Consider the following 17,560-nt stretch of genomic DNA (forward strand, 5'->3'; position numbering starts at 1 on the left):
CCCGGTTCTGCATGTATGTGGCGGGAGGACGTTTTTCATGACCATCAAGGACACGCCCGAGCAGTGGCAGGTCGTCGCGACCGCGACGCCTTTCCGGGGCAACAAGACCAGTGTCCGCACCGACGACGTGGTCATGCCCGACGGCACGGTGGCCCGGCGCGACTACCAGGTCCACCCCGGTTCGGTGGCGGTGCTCGCCCTCGACGACGCGGGCCGTGTTCTCGTCCTGCGCCAGTACCGCCACCCCGTGCGCCACAAGCTCTGGGAGATCCCGGCCGGTCTCCTGGACGTGCCCGGGGAGAATCCGCTGCACGCCGCGCAGCGCGAGCTGTACGAGGAGGCGCACGTCAAGGCCGAGGACTGGCGGGTGCTGGCCGACGTCTACCCCACGCCGGGCGGCTGCGACGAAGCCGTACGGATCTTCCTCGCCCGCGATCTGTCGGAGGCGGAGGGGGAGCGCTTCGAGGTCTCCGAGGAGGAAGCCGACATGGAGCTCGCGCGGGTACCGCTCCAGGAGCTCGTGCACGGTGCACTCGCGGGCGATCTGCACAACAACTGCCTGATCGTGGGCGTCCTCTCGCTGACCGCCGTACTGAACGGCGAGGGCTTCGACTCGCTGCGCCCGGCCGAGGCTCCCTGGCCGGCCCGCCCCTTCGAAGCCTGAACCGGCTCCGTACCCGATCCGGAACCCGCTCCGGTCCGACGATCTGCTGATCCGATCGGGCGACGCGTCCGCCATGCTCCGCACGGTTCGTAGCAGAGCGTGAACTACGCTCGGAACGCCCGTGCGGAGTCCCTGCGGGCTCGGCTCGTGCGCGGACTGGACGGGAGCGTGGCCCGTGACGGATCAGGCGGTGGACCTGGGCGGCCAGGCCGGTGCGTCGGGAAACCAATTCTTCGGCCGCCAGCGGGAGTTGAAGGCCCTGCGGGCCGACATCGAACGGGCCGGCCTGGACACCATCTCCGGCCGCAAGGCTCCGCGCGCCCGGGTGCTCCTGATCGCCGGGCGGCCGGGATCGGGCCGGACCGCACTCGCCGATGAACTGGCGCGCAGGCTCGCCGACGACTACCCCGACGGGGTACTGCGCACCCGGCTGACCGAGCCGGGCGGACGACGGGTCCCGATGGAACAGGCGGCCCGCGCACTGCTCGACTCCCTCTCCATCGCATCGCCGCCCGGCGCGGACGAGGACGAGCTGACCGAGATGGTCCGCGAGGCGCTCGCCGTACGCCGCACGTTGCTGCTGCTCGACGACGCTGGGGACGCCGAACAGGTCGACCCGCTGCTGCCCGACAACTCCGACTGCCTGGTCGTCGCCGTGGCCCAGGGCCCGCTCACCGGCATTCCCGACGTACGGCCGTGCGCGCTCGGCGGCATGGACGCCAAGTCCGCGATCGAACTGCTCGGCACCTTCACCGGCTCGGTGCGGATCACCGTGGATCCGCAGGCCGCCGAGTCCATCGCCGAGGAGTGCGGCGGACTGCCCGCCGCACTGGTCCTGATCGGCGGCTGGCTGGCCGCCCGGCCGCGGGCGTCGGTCGCCGATGTGGCCAAGCGGCTGCGCGGCCTGCCGGACGCGGGGGAGCAGCCCACGAGTGCCCGCCCGCTCGCCCGTGCCTTCCGGCTCGTCTACGAATCCCTGCCGCCGTCGGCCGCCGGGATGCTGCGACTGCTTGCCCTCGCGCCGGGCGGGACGGCCGACGCCCACACCGCGTCCGCACTGGTCGGCTGCTCGGTCCAGTCCGCCGGCGCGACGCTGCACGAACTGGCGGCCCACGGTTTTCTGCACACCGTCGCGGGGCCCTCGTCGGCGGCGGGGGACGTTCAGTACGAGGTGCCGGGCGCCCTGGCGCCGCTGCTGCGCGTGCTGATGGAGGCGCACGACCGGCCGGCCGAGGTGCAGCTGGCCAGGGCCCGGATGCTGGAGCGGACCGTACGACAGCTGCAGGCCTGCCGTGCCGTCACCGAGCCGGATGGTTCCCCGGCCGTCAAGAAGCTGGCCGGGATGCCGCGCGCGCTGCGCTTCGCCAATGCGGCCGCGGCTGCGCAGTGGCTGCAGCTGCGACAGCCCGCGCTGCTGGCCGCGGCGCGCATGGCGGTCGAGGACGGCGATCTGGACACCCTGGCGCGACGGCTGGTCGCCGCCCTGGTCCGGGCACTGGCCGCACACCGCGGCACCGAGGCGGCGGCGCCCGAGCTCTACGGTCTGCACCAGCTGGTGCTCTCGGTCGCCCAGCGCCGCGGGCTGCACCGGGAAGAGGCCGCGGCCCTGCTCAATCTCGCCGATCTGGATGCGCAGACCGGCCGTGCCAAGGACGCGCTGGTCCGCTACCGGGCTGCTCTGGACGCCGGACGGGCGGCACATGACCCGTACGCGACCGGCCGCGCGATGGAATCCGTAGGCGCCGCCCACCAGGACCTCGGGGACTGGCAGCGGGCCGCCGACTGGTACGGAAGGGCGCTTGCCCAGCGCCAGACACGCGGCGAACGAGCGGACGAGGCAAGGCTCTACGGGAGGCTCGGCACCGCGCACACCTATGCGGGCCGGTACGGCGAGGCCCTGCGCAGCTGGCGGGCCGCCGCGGCCGGATACCGCAGGCTCGGCGATCTCCCGTCCCAGGCGCGGGCGTTGAGCGAGGTGGCCCGCGTACAGGAATACGCCGGCAGGCCGGAGGAATCCCTGAACACCTGCCGCGAGGCGGTGGAGTGGGCGCGGCAGGCCGGGGACGCCCGGCTGCAGGCAGCGCTGCAGCTCAGGCTGGCCGACACCCTCGACCGGCTGGGCGACCCGGCGGCGGCCCGGCTGCACCGTGCGACCGCGGGAAGACTGCTCGGAGAGGAAGGTTCCGCCTACGAAATCCGCAGCACTTCAGCCAAAGATTGATGCTTTGTAAGGCTAGACAGCTAGAAATCCTTCATTAGACTGGCTCCGCCACATGTTCTCGTGGTGTCCTCCGGTGCGCCCTGCGTATCCGGGTATGTATGGCATTGCTCCCGTATCCCCTGAGCCAAGGACCGTGATCGACGTGAAGGTCGGCATCCCCCGCGAGGTCAAGAACAACGAGTTCCGGGTGGCCATCACCCCCGCTGGTGTGCACGAGCTGGTGCGCCACGGCCACCAGGTCTTCATCGAGCAGGACGCCGGTGTCGGCTCCTCGATCACGGATGGCGAGTTCGTCGCCGCGGGGGCGCAGATCCTGCCCACCGCCGACGAGGTCTGGGCGACCGCCGACCTGCTGCTGAAGGTCAAGGAGCCCATCGCCGAGGAGTACCACCGCCTCCGCAAGGACCAGACGCTCTTCACCTACCTGCACCTCGCCGCCTCCCGTGAGTGCACGGACGCCCTGCTGGCGTCCGGCACCACCGCCATCGCGTACGAGACGGTCGAGACCGCGAACCGCGCGCTGCCGCTGCTCGCCCCGATGTCCGAGGTGGCGGGCCGGCTGGCCCCGCAGGTCGGCGCGTACCACCTGATGCGTTCGGTCGGCGGCCGCGGTGTGCTGCCGGGCGGCGTCCCGGGCACGTCGGCCGGCGAGGCCGTCGTGATCGGCGGCGGTGTCTCCGGGTGGAACGCCACGCAGATCGCCGTCGGCATGGGCTTCCACGTGACCCTGCTCGACCGTGACATCAACAAGCTGCGTGAGGCCGACAAGGTCTTCGGCACCAAGGTGAAGACGATCGTCTCCAACGCCTACGAGCTCGAGAAGGCCGTCGTGGAGGCCGACCTCGTCATCGGCGCGGTTCTCATCCCGGGTGCCAAGGCGCCGAAGCTGGTCACCAACGAGCTCGTCGCCAAGATGAAGCCCGGAAGTGTACTTGTCGACATTGCAATCGATCAGGGTGGCTGCTTCGAGGACTCGCGTCCGACCACCCATGCCGAGCCGACCTTCATGGTCCACAACTCGGTCTTCTACTGCGTCGCCAACATGCCGGGCGCGGTGCCGAACACCTCGACGTACGCGCTCACCAACGCGACGCTTCCCTACATCGTGGAGCTCGCCAACCGCGGCTGGGTCGAGGCGCTGCGCCGCGACCCGGCGCTCGCCAAGGGCCTCAACACCCATGACGGCCAGGTCGTTTACGGCCCGGTCGCCGAGGCCCACGGCCTGCAGAGCGTCGAACTGAGCGCACTTCTCGGCTGACAGTCAACTCGCGCCGTCAACCTCATGCCAACGGCCGGACCTTGCCGAGCAAGGTCCGGCCGGACGTGTATACGACCACTTTGCGACGCTCGTTCAACTCGCCTCGAACGTAACCCTTTAACCGTTTCGCGCACCCTCGAAACCTGACGCCCAGGTCACGCCGTGAGTCCTGAGCACCCTTGACAGAAGGGTGTTCGGTTGCCGACACATCGGGCCGGGTCCGGTGGATTGTGTTGCTGCGGACCGGTGACACGCCATAGAGTCGCAAACCGTCGGCATGGTGCCACGCTGACCTATCGATAAAGTCCTGGTCACGTCCAAGGAGGTAAGACGACTTGTGAATGAGTCGACATTTACTCCCGGGGGTGGTCAACCAGGGATGCCTGCGAGGGGCCGGGTCCCGTCAACAGAGCAGCCCGGGCCCGAGGCTGTCGGCTCCGTCGCTGTCCGATCCTTCGAGACGCATCAGCACACGACGCACCCGACGCACATGACGACAGCCCACACGATGAAGATGATGGACGGCCAACACGTGAACGCCATGGCCGGCAACGAGAGTGGCCGAGAGTCCACCCACTTCGCCGCCTACGAGGAAGTCCCCGAGGGGCACTTCTACGACCCCGATGCCGAGTACGAGCCCGATCCCGAGTACGCGGCCACCCTCGCCCCTGACGCCGCGCGTCAGCGCCGCGAGCGGATCGGCCCCACCGGGCGGCCGCTGCCGTACTTCCCGATCCCGGGCCCGCTGACCTCCCACGGTCCCGCGAAGATCATCGCGATGTGCAACCAGAAGGGCGGCGTCGGCAAGACGACGTCGACGATCAACCTGGGCGCCGCGCTCGCGGAGTACGGACGGCGAGTGCTGCTCGTCGACTTCGACCCGCAGGGAGCCCTGTCGGTCGGCCTCGGCGTCAATCCGATGGAGCTGGACCTCACCGTCTACAACCTGCTCATGGAGCGGGGCATGTCGGCGGACGAGGTACTGCTGAAGACCGCGGTCCCCAACATGGACCTGCTGCCGAGCAATATCGATCTCTCGGCCGCGGAAGTGCAGTTGGTGAGCGAGGTCGCGCGCGAGTCGACGCTGCAGCGCGCGCTCAAGCCGCTGATGTCCGACTACGACTACATCGTGATCGACTGTCAGCCCTCGCTCGGCCTGCTCACGGTGAACGCGCTGACCGCGGCGCACAAGGTGATCGTGCCGCTCGAGTGCGAGTTCTTCGCGCTGCGTGGTGTGGCTCTGCTGACGGAGACGATCGAGAAGGTCCAGGAGCGGCTCAACCCCGACCTGGAGCTCGACGGCATCCTCGCCACGATGTACGACTCCCGTACGGTGCACAGCCGTGAGGTCCTGGCGCGGGTCGTCGAGGCCTTCGACGATCACGTCTACCACACGGTGATCGGCCGGACGGTGCGCTTCCCCGAGACGACGGTCGCCGGTGAGCCCATCACCACGTACGCATCGAACTCCGTGGGCGCCGCCGCGTACCGTCAGCTCGCCAGGGAGGTGCTCGCCCGGTGTCACGCCGAGTGAGTCTGCCGGGGGCCGACGAGCTGTTCCGTACGACCGGGGGCATGGCGCTCCAGTCCTCGTCCCCGCGCAGGCAGGCCAACGGCGAGCCGAGGGTGCCGGCGCCGGCGGGGGAGAGCGATCCGGTCGGGGATGGTGCGGCCGAGCCGTCCTCCTCGGCGTCCGCGTCCGCTTCCTCGGAGGAGCACTCCGCGGCCGAGGCTGACTCCGGAGCGGAGGGGCGCAGCCGGACGGCTGAGGCCGAGCCTTCCGGCGGGGCGCCGCGGCGGCCGCAGGAGGCGTCCGCCGGCGCCGCTCCGGCCGGGCAGGCGCGGCGCCGCGGCGGCGGTCGTGGCGCGAACCGCCGCCCCAGCGGGCGCGAACGGCACGACGAGAAGATCACGGTCTATGTCTCGGCCGAGGAACTGATGGACCTCGAACACGCGCGGCTGGTGCTGCGCGGCGAGCACGGGCTGGCCGTCGACCGGGGGCGTATCGTCCGCGAGGCGGTTGCCGTGGTGCTGGCGGATCTTGAGCAGCGCGGCGACGCGAGCATTCTCGTACGACGCCTGCGCGGGCGCTGAGGGTAGCCTGCGCGCTGCCCCGCCTGCTCCTTTTGCCCCTGGACCACGATGCCCACGACCGACGACTCCGCCCCGCCGCCGCCCCGCCGCTCGCTGGGCCGCGGCCCTGGCGCGGACCGGGGCGGGGGGCGTGCGCCTGGGGAGGTGGTGGTGGTTTCCCCCACCCCGACCCTTCCCGAAACGGGGGGCGAGCCCCCGGCCCCCCGCCGCCCGCTTCACGCCGACGCCGGCCCCGCTGAGGCTGATCTGGACGCGGGCGAGCCCGCGGATGGCGGTCCGTCCGACGCGCCGGAGGCGGTCGATGAGGCCCCGGCCGAGCCCCGTGCGCAGCTGAGCGCTGAGGCCGGGCCCGTGGCTGCGGAGGAAGCTCCCGGGTCCGGCGGCGACGCGGCCGCGCAGGCCCGGCCCGCCGGTGAGCCGGAGCCCGCCCAGGCCGGCGTCTCCCATGCCCCCGTCGTCGACGACGGGCGGTTCAAGGTGCGGCTCGCGAACTTCGAGGGGCCCTTCGATCTGCTGCTGCAGCTCATCTCCAAGCACAAGATGGACGTGACCGAGGTCGCCCTCTCCAAGGTCACCGACGAGTTCATGGTGCACATCCGCGCCATGGGCAACGACTGGGATCTCGACCAGACCACCGAGTTCCTCGTCGTCGCCGCCACCCTGCTCGACCTCAAGGCCGCCCGGCTGCTCCCCACCGCCGAGGTGGAGGACGAGGCCGATCTCGCGCTGCTCGAAGCGCGTGACCTGCTCTTCGCCCGGCTGCTGCAGTACCGCGCGTACAAGCAGATCGCCGAGATCTTCAGCGGGCGGCTGGAGGACGAGAGCAGGCGGTATCCGCGTACCGTCGGGCTCGAACCCCATCACGCCGAGCTGCTGCCCGAGGTGGTCATCAGCATCGGCGCCGAGGGCTTCGCCAAACTCGCCGTCAAAGCCATGCAGCCCCGGCCCAAGCCGCAGGTGTACGTCGACCACATCCACGCTCCCCTCGTGTCCGTGCGCGAGCAGGCCGAGATTGTCGTCGCGCGGCTGCGGGAGGCCGGGCAGGTGAGCTTCCGGGAGCTCGCCGCCGACGCTCCCGACACCCTCACCGTCGTAGCCCGCTTCCTCGCCCTGCTGGAGCTCTACCGCGAGAAGGCCGTCGTCCTGGAGCAGGAGGACGCCCTCGGGGAGCTCATGGTGCGCTGGACCGGTGGCGAGGGCGCCGATCAGCCCACCGTGACCGACGAATTCGATCAAGAGGTTCGCGAGAACCAGGAGGAGGACGAGAACGCGTGAGTGATCTCAAGCCCGCGCTCGAAGCGGTCCTCATGGTCGTCGACGAGCCGGCCACCGAGGAGCACCTCGCCAAGGTGCTGGAGCAGCCGCGCCGGGCCGTCGCCGACGCTCTGCGCGAACTCGCGGACGAGTACACCGTCCAGGGCCGCGGATTCGAGCTGCGGCTCGTCGCGGGCGGCTGGCGGTTCTACTCCCGCGCCGAGCACGCCGACGCCGTCGAGCGCTTCGTCCTCGACGGGCAGCAGGCCCGGCTCACGCAGGCTGCTCTCGAGACCCTCGCGGTCGTCTCGTACCGTCAGCCGGTCAGCCGTTCTCGCGTCTCGGCCGTACGCGGAGTCAACTGCGACGGCGTCATGCGCACCCTCCTTCAGCGCGGTCTGGTCGAGGAGGCGGGCGCGGAACCTGAAACAGGTGCGATCCTGTACAGGACGACGAACTACTTTCTGGAGCGGATGGGCCTGCGAGGCCTGGACGAGCTCCCGGAGCTCGCGCCCTTCCTCCCCGAGGCGGAAGCGATCGAGGCCGAGACACAAGAGGGTGTGCCGTCGTTCGATCCGGACGCACCGGACACCGACGCAGACGACAAGACGGAATTTTGATGCGAAGCAGCGGCAGGAACAGCGGAAGCGGCAACCGGGACTCCCGGGGCGCAGGCGGGAACCGGGACTCCCGGGGCGCCGGAGCCAAGGGGCGCGACGACAAGCAGGGGCAGCGCCCCCGCCGCCCCCGGCCCGAGGAGCGCCGCTACGACGTGGGTGGTTCCGCCGAGGAAGCCGGCCCCCGCAAGGGCCGTGGCGCGGCCGCGCGCGGCGGCGCCAAGGGCGGCCCGAAGCCCGCGCAGAAGCCCCAGGGCACCCGGCGCGGCAGCGCCCCGTCCCGCCCCCGTGAGCTCGACGCCAAGATCGAGCAGCGCAACCGGGACAGGTACGCCGACAAGCCGCAGGTCAAGACCCCGAAGACCTTCCCGGGCGCCGAGCAGGAGGGCGAGCGGCTGCAGAAGATTCTCGCCCGCGCCGGAATGGGCTCGCGCCGCGCCTGCGAGGAGCTGATCGACCAGGCACGCGTCGAGGTCAACGGCAAGATCGTCGTCGAGCAGGGCATGCGCGTGGACCCCGACAAGGACGAGATCAAGGTCGACGGGCTGACCGTCGCCACCCAGTCGCACCTCTTCTTCGCGCTGAACAAGCCCGCCGGTGTCGTGTCGACGATGGAGGACCCGGACGGCCGCCAGTGCCTCGGTGACTACGTCACCAACCGTGAGACGCGTCTCTTTCACGTCGGCCGGCTCGACACCGAGACCGAGGGCATCATCCTGCTCACCAACCACGGCGAGCTGGCCCACCGGCTGACCCACCCCAAGTACGGCGTGAAGAAGACCTACCTCGCCGCGATCCAGGGTCCGCTCCCGCGCGAGCTGGGCAAGCGGCTCAAGGACGGCATCCAGCTCGAGGACGGCTACGCCCGCGCGGACCACTTCCGGGTCGTCGAGAACACCGGCAAGAACTACCTGGTCGAGGTCACGCTCCACGAGGGCCGCAAGCACATCGTCCGCCGCATGCTCTCCGAGGCCGGTTTCCCGGTCGACCGGCTCGTGCGGACGGCCTTCGGGCCCATCGGCCTGGGTGACCAGAAGTCCGGCTGGCTGCGCCGCCTGACCAACACCGAGGTCGGCATGCTGATGAAGGAAGTCGGCCTGTAGTCCCAGCAGTTCTCGCACCAGTTCTCGCACGAAGCCCGCGGTCATCTCAGGCCGCGGGCTTCTCGCGTCTTGTGGGACGGGCCGGTTGGCCTTTATAGTCAACATGACCATAAAGGAGGCGGGCGTGAGTCTCGCGGGCATCGTCGAACCCCTGCGGCAGCCGCTGTTCACCGCGCTCGACACCCCGGTGAGCTGGACCAAGGTCCTCGGCCTCGGCAGCGGCGCGCTCTGCGTCCGGCTCGTCGCCCGCCGACATGTCATCACCCTCGCCGTGTACGGCCGGTGGACCTGGACCCACGGGGGTGGACCAGGTCCCGACGGCCTCCCGGTACGGCGCACCAGCCGCACCGAGTGGACCTGGCTGCTCGCGGCGGGGGTGGTGGGGACCCTCGGTCCGACAACCGGGCAGCGGGGCCTGGCGGTGGTACGGGCATGAAGCGCTACCGGCATGGGCTGGTCCTCGGGAGGAGCAGCTGATGGAGGGCTACGACCCGGGCGCCTTCCCGCCCTTCGCGGTCACCGTCGACCTCGCCGTCTTCACGGTCCGCGAGGGACGGCTGCATGTCCTGCTCGTCCAGCGCGGAGAGGACCCGTACAAGGGCGCCTGGGCCCTCCCTGGCGGCTTCGTACGCCCCAGGGAGTCGGCGGGGCAGGCAGCCCGCCGTGAACTCGCGGAGGAGACCAGCCTGTCGCACGAGACAGTCGCCGACCTTCATCTGGAACAGCTGCGGACCTACAGCGACCCCGACCGCGATCCCCGGATGCGGGTCGTGTCCGTCGCGTACACCGCGCTCGTACCGGACCTGCCCGAGCCGCGCGGCGGCGGAGACGCGGCCCACGCCCAGTGGGTGGACCTGCCGGCCGCCGACCGCCTCGCCTTCGACCACGACCGCATCCTCGCCGATGCGCACGAACGCATCGGCGCCAAGCTCGAATACACCTGCCTCGCCACCAGCTTCTGCCCGCGCGAGTTCACTCTCGGCGAGCTGCAGCAGGTGTACGAGACGGTCTGGGGCGTCGAACTCGACCGCCCCAACTTCCGGCGGAAAGTCCTCACCACGCCCGGCTTCGTCGAGCAGGTCGAGGGCCCGCCGCGCCGCACCGGCGGCCGCGGAAAACCGGCCGCGCTGTACCGGGCGGGTGCCGCATCGGCACTGCACCCACCACTCCTGCGACCGGAAGGACGGCAGGCATGACCGCCATCAGGACCACGAGGACCATCACCAAACAAGCGGCCACCGGGACGCTGATCGGGCTCGCGCTCGGGGACGCGCTGGGCTTCCCGACCGAGTTCAACGATGTGCCGCAGATCCTCGCCAAGTGCGGGTCGTGGCGGGAGATGGAACTCGTCAGGCCCGCGATCGTCTCGGACGACACCCAGATGACGCTCGCCCTGGCGCGCGGCATCCGCACGGCGATGGACCGCGGGCTGCTCGTGGCGCCGCGGCTGATCCCGCCGGTGCGCGAGGAGTTCGTCGACTGGTACCACTCCCCGGAGAACAACCGGGCGCCGGGCCGCACCTGCATGGTCGCCTGCCAGAAGCTCGACAGCGACCGGCCCTGGCAGGAGGCCAGCCAGATCGGATCCAAGGGCTGCGGCGCGAACATGCGGGTCGCGCCGGTGGGACTCGTACCCGGCCTGAGCGGGGAACAGCGGGCGGGAGCGGCGCAGTTGCAGTCCGCGCTCACCCACGGCCACCCCACGGCGCTGGCGGCGAGCGACCTGACGGCACGCGCGGTGTTCCTCCTGGCGCAGGGGGCGGAGCCGATGGGGCTCGTGGGCCAGCTGCGCTCGTACGCGTACGAGATGCGCGGCCGCTACTACCACCAGTGGCTCGGCAATCTGTGGACCTACTCCCACGACCCCACGCCCGAGGCGTTCATCGCCCGCGGCTGGGACGAGTGCCTGCAGGTCCTGGAACGGCTCGCGACCGCGGTGCGCACGGCGAATCCGGAGACGGATCCGTGCCTGGCCACGGGAGACGGCTGGATCGCGGAGGAGGCACTGGCCACGGCCCTGCTGTGCTTCCTGCTCTTTCCGGAACAGCCGGTGATGGCGCTGCGCCGGGCGGCGTGCACGAGAGGCGACTCGGACTCGATCGCGTGCCTGGCGGGGGCGTTCGCGGGGGCGCATCTGGGGGCGGGGGCGTGGCCCAAGGAGTGGTCGGAGCGGATCGAGTACCGGAGCGATCTGATGTCGCTCGGGGCGCTCTGGGATGCTTGATCCATGATTGATCCGCTGGACATGGAGCTCGACTCCGTTGTCGTCGCACAGCCCGGACGAGTGCTCTTCGCCGCCGTCTCAGGGGCGCACCTGTACGGATTCCCGTCCCGGGATTCGGACGTGGACCTACGGGGCGTCCATCTGCTGCCGATCGCGGACCTGGTAGGGCTGCGCGAGCCCGAGGAGACCCGGTCCCGGATGTGGGACCGGGACGGTGTCGAGATGGATCTCGTCACCCATGACCTGCGGAAGTTCGTACAGTTGATGCTGCGGCGCAACGGCTATGTGCTGGAGCAACTGCTGTCGCCACTGGTGGTGCACACATCGGACGCGCACGCCGAACTGGTGTCGCTCGCCCCTGGTGTGCTCACCAGCCACCACGCGCACCACTACCGGGGGTTCGCGAACACGCAGTGGCGGCTCTTCGAGAAGACGGGCGAGCTCAAGCCGCTGCTGTACACCTTCCGTGCGCTGCTCACCGGTATCCACCTGATGCGCAGCGGCGAGGTGCAGGCGCATCTGCCAACGCTGCTCAACGAGGTGCGGGCACCCGGGTACTTGCCTGAGCTGATCGCTGCCAAGGCTGAGGCCGAGCACGGCTGCGCCGCCGGTCTCGACCTGGAGCGCGTGCGCGGCGACGCCGATGAGCTGCACGCAACCCTGGACGACAGCCAGGCCTGCACGGAGCTGCCCGGCGAGGCCTCGGCGTTCGTCGCCCTGGACCGATTCGTGGTGAGCACGCGACTGCGGTACGACCCTGACGTTCTGATGGAGATGCTGCAGGTTGTGCGACGCGAGGGCTCGGCTACCGAGGAGTTGCTCAGGATGCGCGAGGACGATCCGCGCTGAGCGCTGAAGCCCGACGCACGCGGATGATGAAGTCCTCCACCCTCGCCCGGTCCGGTTCCGGTGGGAGTGGGGACGTCGGGGCCGCCGCCGCGGCCTCGTCAGCGAGGCGCGTCAGCCAGGACTCGACCCGCGGCCACGGCACCTCGCCCCGCTTGACCGCGAGCAGGCCGTCCCGCTCGTCGCCCACGTCGATCACCAGCTCGCCCGTTCGCAGAAGATCGCGGCAGGAGCCCAGCAGCCGCAGCAGATGCATCGCGTGCTTCCCGCGCGGCGCGCCGTGTTGCCGGGCATCCGCCTCCAGCTTCCTCCGCTGGCCGATCGCGTAGCGCAGGAAGGTCTGGTGGGCCCGGCGCGAATGGAACGCCCCGCGCAGGGCGAGCAGTTCGCGCCCGGTGTCGTCTATGTGCTCGACGAGCGGGGAGTGCAGGTACTCCAGCACATTGGGGTTGGCGCGCAGAGCCAATTCGCAGAACCGCTCCAGCTCCCAGCCGAACTGCTCGTCGGCCGGGCCCTCAAGATGCTCCCCCAGACTCCGTCCGGGAGGTGCCCCCACGGCTTGTCGAAACGCCAGAAGAGCGGCGTGGGGGCGAGGACCTTCAGGTCAGCCGGATGGTGTCCCCGGCGACGGTGATCTGCTTCGGCGGCAGTGGTCTGGGCGCCGGGCCGCCGGCGACCGCGGCGTCCGCGATGGCGTATTTGCTGCCGTGGCAGGGGCAGTCGATGGTGCCGTCGGCGACCTTGTTGACCGTGCAGCCCGCGTGCGTGCAGATCGCGGAGAAGGCTTTGAAGTCGCCCGCCGTCGGCTGGGTCACCACGACCTTCTGCCCGGCGAAGACCTTGCCGCCGCCCACCGGGATCTCGGAGGTCTTGGCGAGTTCCTCGCCCGCCGGTGCGGCCGAGCTCTCGGACGGAGCGCTCGTGCCCGTGCCCGTGTCTGTGCCCGGCGCGGTCGGCGTCGGCTTTTCGGACGCAGGGGCACCGCCGTCGTCCCCGTACTCACTGCAGCCCGCCACCAGCGCGGCCGCGCCTGCCGCCCCCGCTGCCAGTACCGTCCGTCGTCGCGCGTCCATGGCCATGTCCCCCTATGTCGTGACCCCGACCGTGCGGAAGAACCACAGCGCCGAGGTCAGCCAGATCACCGTGAGGGCCGTGAAGACCGCTCCGCCGACGATCGGCAGCAGCCAGCCGGGCAGCCGTTCCGCTCGCAGCAGGAGCATCTTGGCGGTGAAAGCGCCGAAGAAGAAGCAACCGAGCAGCGAGTGCCACATCGCGCGCGTGCTGTACGTCTGATAGCCCAACGCGTACAGGCAGTGGACGGCGACGGGCACGGCCAGCAGGAACGCGATCCGCCCCGACCAGCGGTGCAGTGCGGGCGTCCAGGGGGCCGTCCGGACGCCCGGCAGCCGTCCGTACATCGCGAGCGCCGAGACGATCTGTACGAGGGCGAAGGCGAAGGCCGCCGTGCCGAGCCAGGACTTCACGGCTCCGGTGCTGCTGAAGCCGGCGAGGTTGAACGCCGTGCCCGCCGGGTCGTGCACTTTTCCGTACGCCCCGAGCCCGACCGCGACCGCGGCGGCCGCGAGCGCCGGGACGATGAAGCGGGTGGCGCCGGAGCGGGCGTGGCCGCTCGGGCCCGCGGGGAACGAGGTGGTGCGGGCGTTGGGATCGACGGGGGGACCGAAGCTCATGACGCACCTCAGTTGTCGGGCTCAGGGGACGACGGGGCGGGCGGTGAGCCGGGTGCCGTCCACCGTGACGGCGCCGGACGCGGGGTCGATCCGGGGTGCGGCGGCGGGCTTGCCGTCGCGGTTGAGGATGCCGACCTGGCGGCCGTTCTGGAGGACGATCCAGCCGCCGACGATCTTCGCGCCGCGCACCTCGGCGGTGGCGCGGTACAGGCCGGACGGCTTGACGGCCGGCGCGGCGGTGAACTGCCGGGTCCGGTCGCCGACTTTCACCGTGCCGTCGATCCTCCCGGCCCGCAGGACGCCGTCGAGCCGGGCGCCGTCCGTGCCGCTCAGCGCCATGCTGCCGTCGTCCTTGACGTCACCCTTCAGCCAGGACTCCCGGCTGCGGCCGTCGCAGAAGTATCCGATCGCCTTTCCGTCGCGTACGGATACGGCGACGGACGCGCTGTCGTCGGCGGTACGGCCCGCGTAGTCGGAATCGGCGGGCAGGGCCGCCGTGGGGGAGGGGGACGTGGGCGGTGCCGTACTCGCCGAGGGGGCGGCCGGGGTCGGGGTCGGCGTCGCCGTGACGTCATTGGACGAGGATGTGGCGCGCGGCCCGGTCGTGGCATTGAGCGACAGCATGAAAATGCCCAGCAACAGCCCGGCCAGCAAGGTGAACAGTGGTCCTGAGGGCTTCACGGACGGCCTCCCCGAAGTGGTGGGGCGTGCGCAGACTCCCATGCAACTGCACCCGCGGCGGCGCGTCCAGCGTTACGCTCCTCACGCCCAGGGAGTGAGCTCCCGTGCGTGCCCGTCCGCGTCCCGGCACACGGTGAACACGGCGGTGACGGCCGCCCGTTCGATCGGCCCGTACACATGCGGGAAGAGCATGTCCTCGGAACCCTCCCAGCGGACCTCGGCGCTCAGCCCGGCCTCGTCGATCTGGAGGACGAGCAGGTCCGGCACGTCGCGGTAGGGGCCGTCGGCGATGGCAAGGGCGGCGGGCCCGTCCGGCGAGCAGTGCACGAAGCCTTCGGTTGCGAGGGAGGCCGGGGCGTACGGACGGTCCATGTCCGCCGTCCATTCGTCCACGGGCACGACGTGAAAGAGCATGCAGCCAGTTGTAGCGCACGGCCGGGCCGCGCAGGGTCGCCCCGGTGCTTCGTCTCGGAGGGCGGTCGAGGCGGCCCTGTTCCGTCGCGCCTGACTACGCTGAATGAAGCACTCGCACAGTAAGGAGCACGACGTGGCGGTACGAGCGGTCCGTGGAGCCGTCCAGCTGGAACGGGACGACGCCGGACACATGGACGAGCAGGTCAGCGATCTGCTCACCGCCGTGCTCGAGCGGAACGGACTCGTCGCGGACGACCTGATCAGCGTCTGGTTCACGGCCACGCCCGATCTGCACAGCGACTTCCCGGCGGCCGCCGCGCGCAAGCTCGGCATCGTCGACGTACCGCTGATCTGCGCGCAGGAGCTGGACATCGTCGGGGCCATGCCCCGTGTCGTACGGATACTCGCGCATGTCGAGTCCGACCTGCCCAAATCGGAGATCGCGCACGTCTACCTCGGTGCCGCGGCCGCCCTGCGCAAGGACATCGCCCAGTGAGAACCGCCGTCGTCATCGGAACCGGCCTGATCGGCACCTCGGCGGCCCAGGCCCTCGCGGGCCGCGGGGTCGCCGTCCACCTCGTGGACCACGACCCGGAGCGGGCCCGTACCGCGGCCGCGCTCGGCGCGGGGACCGACGAGCCGCCGGAGGGGCGGGTCGACCTCGCGATCGTCGCCGTACCGCCGGCGCATGTCGCCACCGCGCTCGCCGAAGCGATGCGCGCCGGGGTCGCGCGCGGCTACCTCGACGTGGCGAGCGTCAAGGGCGGCCCGCGCCGCGAGCTGGAGGCCCTGGGCCTCGACCTCAGCGCCTACATCGGCACGCATCCGATGTCGGGCAAGGAACGATCCGGTCCGCTCGCCGCGACCGCGGACCTCTTCGAGGGCCGCCCGTGGGTGCTCACGCCCACCCGCGACACGGACACCGAGGTCCTCAACCTCGCCCTCGAACTGGTCGCGCTGTGCCGCGCGGTCCCCGTGGTCATGGACGCCGACGCCCACGACCGGGCCGTCGCCCTCGTCTCGCACACCCCGCAGCTGATCTCCTCGATGGTCGCGGCGCGGCTGGAGGATGCGGACGACACCGCGGTACGGCTGTGTGGCCAGGGCATCCGCGACGTCACCCGGATCGCGGCGTCCGACCCCCGCATGTGGGTCGAGATCCTCTCCGCGAACCCGGGCCCGGTGGCCGACGTACTCGCCGGTGTCGCGGCCGACCTGGACGAGACGGTCCAGGCGCTGCGGGCCTTGCAGTCCTCGGACGAGTCCAAGCGCCAGGGCGGCGCCGAGGGCATCGAGGACGTCCTGCGCCGCGGCAACGCGGGCCGCGTCCGGGTCCCGGGCAAGCACGGCCAGGCCCCGGCGTCGTACGAGATCGTGGCGGTCCTGATCAGCGACCAGCCCGGCGAACTGGCCCGGATCTTCGCGGACGCAGGCCGCGCGGGCGTGAACATCGAGGACGTCCGCATCGAACACGCGACGGGCCAGCAGGCCGGCCTGGTGCAACTGATGGTGGAACCGGCGGCGGCGACGGTCCTGAAGACGGCACTGCGGGAACGGGGCTGGTCGATCCGGCAGTAGCCGGAGGGGCTGGGTTTCCGGCGGACGGGCTGCCCGCGCAGCGGCCCCACCCGTCCGCACCCGGGCAGGCCCATGGAGCCGAGTGGTGCGAGCCCGGCGTCCGGGTGAAGCGGTGCCGCCGTACGTGTGTAAAGGCGGGCCCCAAGTACTCGGTAACCTTGTTCAGGGCCCACCGGCAATTCCGCCTGCCCTCTCCGCGTACCAGGAAGGTGTCCGACACCGTGGAATCCGTGATCGTCGCCATTGACGGCCCCTCCGGCACGGGCAAGTCGAGCACCTCCAAGGCTGTCGCCGCCGCCCTGGGGCTCAGCTACCTGGACACCGGCGCCCAGTACCGGGCGATCACCTGGTGGATGATCAGCAACGGCGTCGACACCCAGGACCCCACGGCGATCGCGACCGCCGCCGGCAAGCCCGTCATCGTCTCCGGCACCGACCCGGCCGTGCCCACCATCACGGTCGACGGCGACGACGCCTCGGGGCCGATCCGTACCCAGGACGTGACCTCCAAGGTGAGCGCGGTCAGCGCCGTGCCCGAGGTGCGCGCCAGGATCACCGAGCTGCAGCGTTCCATCGCCGCGGCCGCCGAGAAGGGCATCGTCGTCGAGGGGCGCGACATCGGCACCACCGTCCTGCCCGACGCGGACCTGAAGATCTTCCTGACCGCCTCGCCCGAGGCCCGCGCCGCCCGCCGCAGCGGGGAGCTCAAGGGCTCCGACGTCGCGGCCACCAGGGAGGCCCTGATCAAGCGGGACGCGGCCGACTCCAGCCGTAAGACCTCCCCGCTCGCCAAGGCGGACGACGCGGTCGAGGTGGACACCACCGACCTCACCCTTCAGCAGGTCATCGAGTGTGTCGTCACGCTTGTCGAGGAGAAGCGGGCCGCACAGTGACCGAATCGTCCGGGAAGGGCGT

The 17,560-nt window shown here is 71.0% G+C and carries 18 protein-coding genes and 2 pseudogenes; 15 read left to right on the forward strand and 5 right to left on the reverse strand.

Annotated features, from left to right (window positions below):
* Positions 1–37: 37 nt before the first annotated feature.
* From OOK40_RS08650 to OOK40_RS08705, 12 genes and pseudogenes are all read left to right on the forward strand, one after another.
* Positions 38–664: an NUDIX hydrolase gene (locus OOK40_RS08650; RefSeq protein WP_266477945.1), complete on the forward strand. Its 627-nt coding sequence runs from the start codon at positions 38–40 to the stop codon at positions 662–664.
* A gap of 175 nt (positions 665–839) precedes the next feature.
* A complete protein-coding gene (locus OOK40_RS08655) occupies positions 840–2,885 on the forward strand; it encodes a tetratricopeptide repeat protein (protein WP_266477947.1) in 2,046 nt (681 codons plus the stop codon).
* A gap of 142 nt (positions 2,886–3,027) precedes the next feature.
* A complete protein-coding gene (gene ald / locus OOK40_RS08660) occupies positions 3,028–4,143 on the forward strand; it encodes an alanine dehydrogenase (RefSeq protein ID WP_266479032.1) in 1,116 nt (371 codons plus the stop codon).
* A 379-nt stretch (positions 4,144–4,522) separates the two neighbouring features.
* Positions 4,523–5,677, forward strand: coding sequence for a ParA family protein (locus OOK40_RS08665; RefSeq protein ID WP_266477949.1), 1,155 nt, complete (start codon positions 4,523–4,525; stop codon positions 5,675–5,677).
* The gene (locus tag OOK40_RS08670; RefSeq protein ID WP_266479035.1) at positions 5,674–6,237 is read left to right on the forward strand and encodes a hypothetical protein; all 564 of its coding nucleotides are present in this window, start codon (positions 5,674–5,676) and stop codon (positions 6,235–6,237) included. Before OOK40_RS08665 ends, OOK40_RS08670 begins: the two co-directional genes overlap by 4 nt.
* Positions 6,238–6,285: 48 nt before the next feature.
* Entirely contained in the window at positions 6,286–7,512 is a 1,227-nt protein-coding gene (locus OOK40_RS08675; RefSeq protein WP_266477952.1) for a ScpA family protein, read from the forward strand.
* Positions 7,509–8,111, forward strand: coding sequence for an SMC-Scp complex subunit ScpB (scpB, locus tag OOK40_RS08680; RefSeq protein WP_266477959.1), 603 nt, complete (start codon positions 7,509–7,511; stop codon positions 8,109–8,111). The genes OOK40_RS08675 and scpB overlap by 4 nt, the downstream gene beginning before the upstream one ends.
* Positions 8,111–9,211 carry a pseudouridine synthase gene (locus tag OOK40_RS08685; RefSeq protein WP_266477962.1) on the forward strand — a complete coding sequence of 367 codons (1,101 nt, stop codon included), beginning with the start codon at positions 8,111–8,113 and terminating at the stop codon, positions 9,209–9,211. Before scpB ends, OOK40_RS08685 begins: the two co-directional genes overlap by 1 nt.
* 124 nt (positions 9,212–9,335) lie before the next feature.
* Positions 9,336–9,611, forward strand: a pseudogene (locus OOK40_RS08690) (nicotinamide riboside transporter PnuC); the annotation flags it as partial.
* A 76-nt stretch (positions 9,612–9,687) separates the two neighbouring features.
* Complete coding sequence (locus OOK40_RS08695) at positions 9,688–10,407, forward strand: NUDIX domain-containing protein (protein WP_266477964.1); 720 nt, start codon at positions 9,688–9,690, stop codon at positions 10,405–10,407.
* Positions 10,404–11,435, forward strand: a complete 1,032-nt coding sequence (locus OOK40_RS08700; protein WP_266477966.1) for an ADP-ribosylglycohydrolase family protein — start codon at positions 10,404–10,406, stop codon at positions 11,433–11,435. Before OOK40_RS08695 ends, OOK40_RS08700 begins: the two co-directional genes overlap by 4 nt.
* Before the next feature lie 3 nt (positions 11,436–11,438).
* Positions 11,439–12,284 carry a nucleotidyltransferase domain-containing protein gene (locus OOK40_RS08705; RefSeq protein ID WP_266477967.1) on the forward strand — a complete coding sequence of 282 codons (846 nt, stop codon included), beginning with the start codon at positions 11,439–11,441 and terminating at the stop codon, positions 12,282–12,284.
* Here the strand turns inward: OOK40_RS08705 and OOK40_RS08710 are convergent.
* The 5 genes and pseudogenes from OOK40_RS08710 to OOK40_RS08730 all read right to left on the reverse strand — a co-directional run.
* Positions 12,256–12,875, reverse strand: a pseudogene (locus OOK40_RS08710) (nucleotidyltransferase domain-containing protein); the annotation flags it as partial. The gene OOK40_RS08705 and the pseudogene OOK40_RS08710 overlap by 29 nt on opposite strands.
* A gap of 5 nt (positions 12,876–12,880) precedes the next feature.
* Complete coding sequence (locus OOK40_RS08715; RefSeq protein WP_266477968.1) at positions 12,881–13,360, reverse strand: Rieske (2Fe-2S) protein; 480 nt, start codon at positions 13,358–13,360, stop codon at positions 12,881–12,883.
* Between the two features lie 6 nt (positions 13,361–13,366).
* Entirely contained in the window at positions 13,367–13,972 is a 606-nt protein-coding gene (locus tag OOK40_RS08720) for a DUF6529 family protein (protein WP_266477969.1), read from the reverse strand.
* Between the two features lie 21 nt (positions 13,973–13,993).
* A complete protein-coding gene (locus OOK40_RS08725) occupies positions 13,994–14,653 on the reverse strand; it encodes a hypothetical protein (protein WP_266477971.1) in 660 nt (219 codons plus the stop codon).
* Positions 14,654–14,734: 81 nt separating this feature from the next.
* Positions 14,735–15,067: a DUF952 domain-containing protein gene (locus tag OOK40_RS08730; RefSeq protein WP_266477973.1), complete on the reverse strand. Its 333-nt coding sequence runs from the start codon at positions 15,065–15,067 to the stop codon at positions 14,735–14,737.
* Positions 15,068–15,200: 133 nt separating this feature from the next.
* Between OOK40_RS08730 and aroH the strand changes: the two genes are divergently transcribed.
* The 3 genes from aroH to cmk all read left to right on the forward strand — a co-directional run bounded on the left by aroH (position 15,201) and on the right by cmk (position 17,538).
* Positions 15,201–15,563 (forward strand): chorismate mutase, encoded by a 363-nt coding sequence (aroH, locus tag OOK40_RS08735; RefSeq protein ID WP_142216291.1) that lies wholly within the window; start codon positions 15,201–15,203, stop codon positions 15,561–15,563.
* The gene (locus OOK40_RS08740; protein ID WP_266477978.1) at positions 15,560–16,645 is read left to right on the forward strand and encodes a prephenate dehydrogenase; all 1,086 of its coding nucleotides are present in this window, start codon (positions 15,560–15,562) and stop codon (positions 16,643–16,645) included. Before aroH ends, OOK40_RS08740 begins: the two co-directional genes overlap by 4 nt.
* A 209-nt stretch (positions 16,646–16,854) precedes the next feature.
* A complete protein-coding gene (gene cmk / locus OOK40_RS08745) occupies positions 16,855–17,538 on the forward strand; it encodes a (d)CMP kinase (RefSeq protein WP_266477980.1) in 684 nt (227 codons plus the stop codon).
* Positions 17,539–17,560 lie beyond the last annotated feature (22 nt).

The organism is Streptomyces sp. NBC_01481 (assembly GCF_026339995.1).
Lineage (GTDB): Bacteria > Actinomycetota > Actinomycetes > Streptomycetales > Streptomycetaceae > Streptomyces.

What these genes read in the sequence shown, in the direction of transcription:
- OOK40_RS08685 (WP_266477962.1), top strand. Translation starts at nt 8,111, where the DNA reads ATGCGAAGCAGCGGCAGGAACAGCGGAAGCGGCAACCGGGACTCCCGG.
- OOK40_RS08730 (WP_266477973.1), bottom strand. Translation starts at nt 15,067, where the DNA reads ATGCTCTTTCACGTCGTGCCCGTGGACGAATGGACGGCGGACATGGAC.
- OOK40_RS08665 (WP_266477949.1), top strand. Translation starts at nt 4,523, where the DNA reads ATGCCTGCGAGGGGCCGGGTCCCGTCAACAGAGCAGCCCGGGCCCGAG.
- OOK40_RS08705 (WP_266477967.1), top strand. Translation starts at nt 11,439, where the DNA reads ATGATTGATCCGCTGGACATGGAGCTCGACTCCGTTGTCGTCGCACAG.
- OOK40_RS08675 (WP_266477952.1), top strand. Translation starts at nt 6,286, where the DNA reads ATGCCCACGACCGACGACTCCGCCCCGCCGCCGCCCCGCCGCTCGCTG.
- OOK40_RS08700 (WP_266477966.1), top strand. Translation starts at nt 10,404, where the DNA reads ATGACCGCCATCAGGACCACGAGGACCATCACCAAACAAGCGGCCACC.
- OOK40_RS08720 (WP_266477969.1), bottom strand. Translation starts at nt 13,972, where the DNA reads ATGAGCTTCGGTCCCCCCGTCGATCCCAACGCCCGCACCACCTCGTTC.
- OOK40_RS08715 (WP_266477968.1), bottom strand. Translation starts at nt 13,360, where the DNA reads ATGGCCATGGACGCGCGACGACGGACGGTACTGGCAGCGGGGGCGGCA.
- OOK40_RS08695 (WP_266477964.1), top strand. Translation starts at nt 9,688, where the DNA reads ATGGAGGGCTACGACCCGGGCGCCTTCCCGCCCTTCGCGGTCACCGTC.
- OOK40_RS08650 (WP_266477945.1), top strand. Translation starts at nt 38, where the DNA reads ATGACCATCAAGGACACGCCCGAGCAGTGGCAGGTCGTCGCGACCGCG.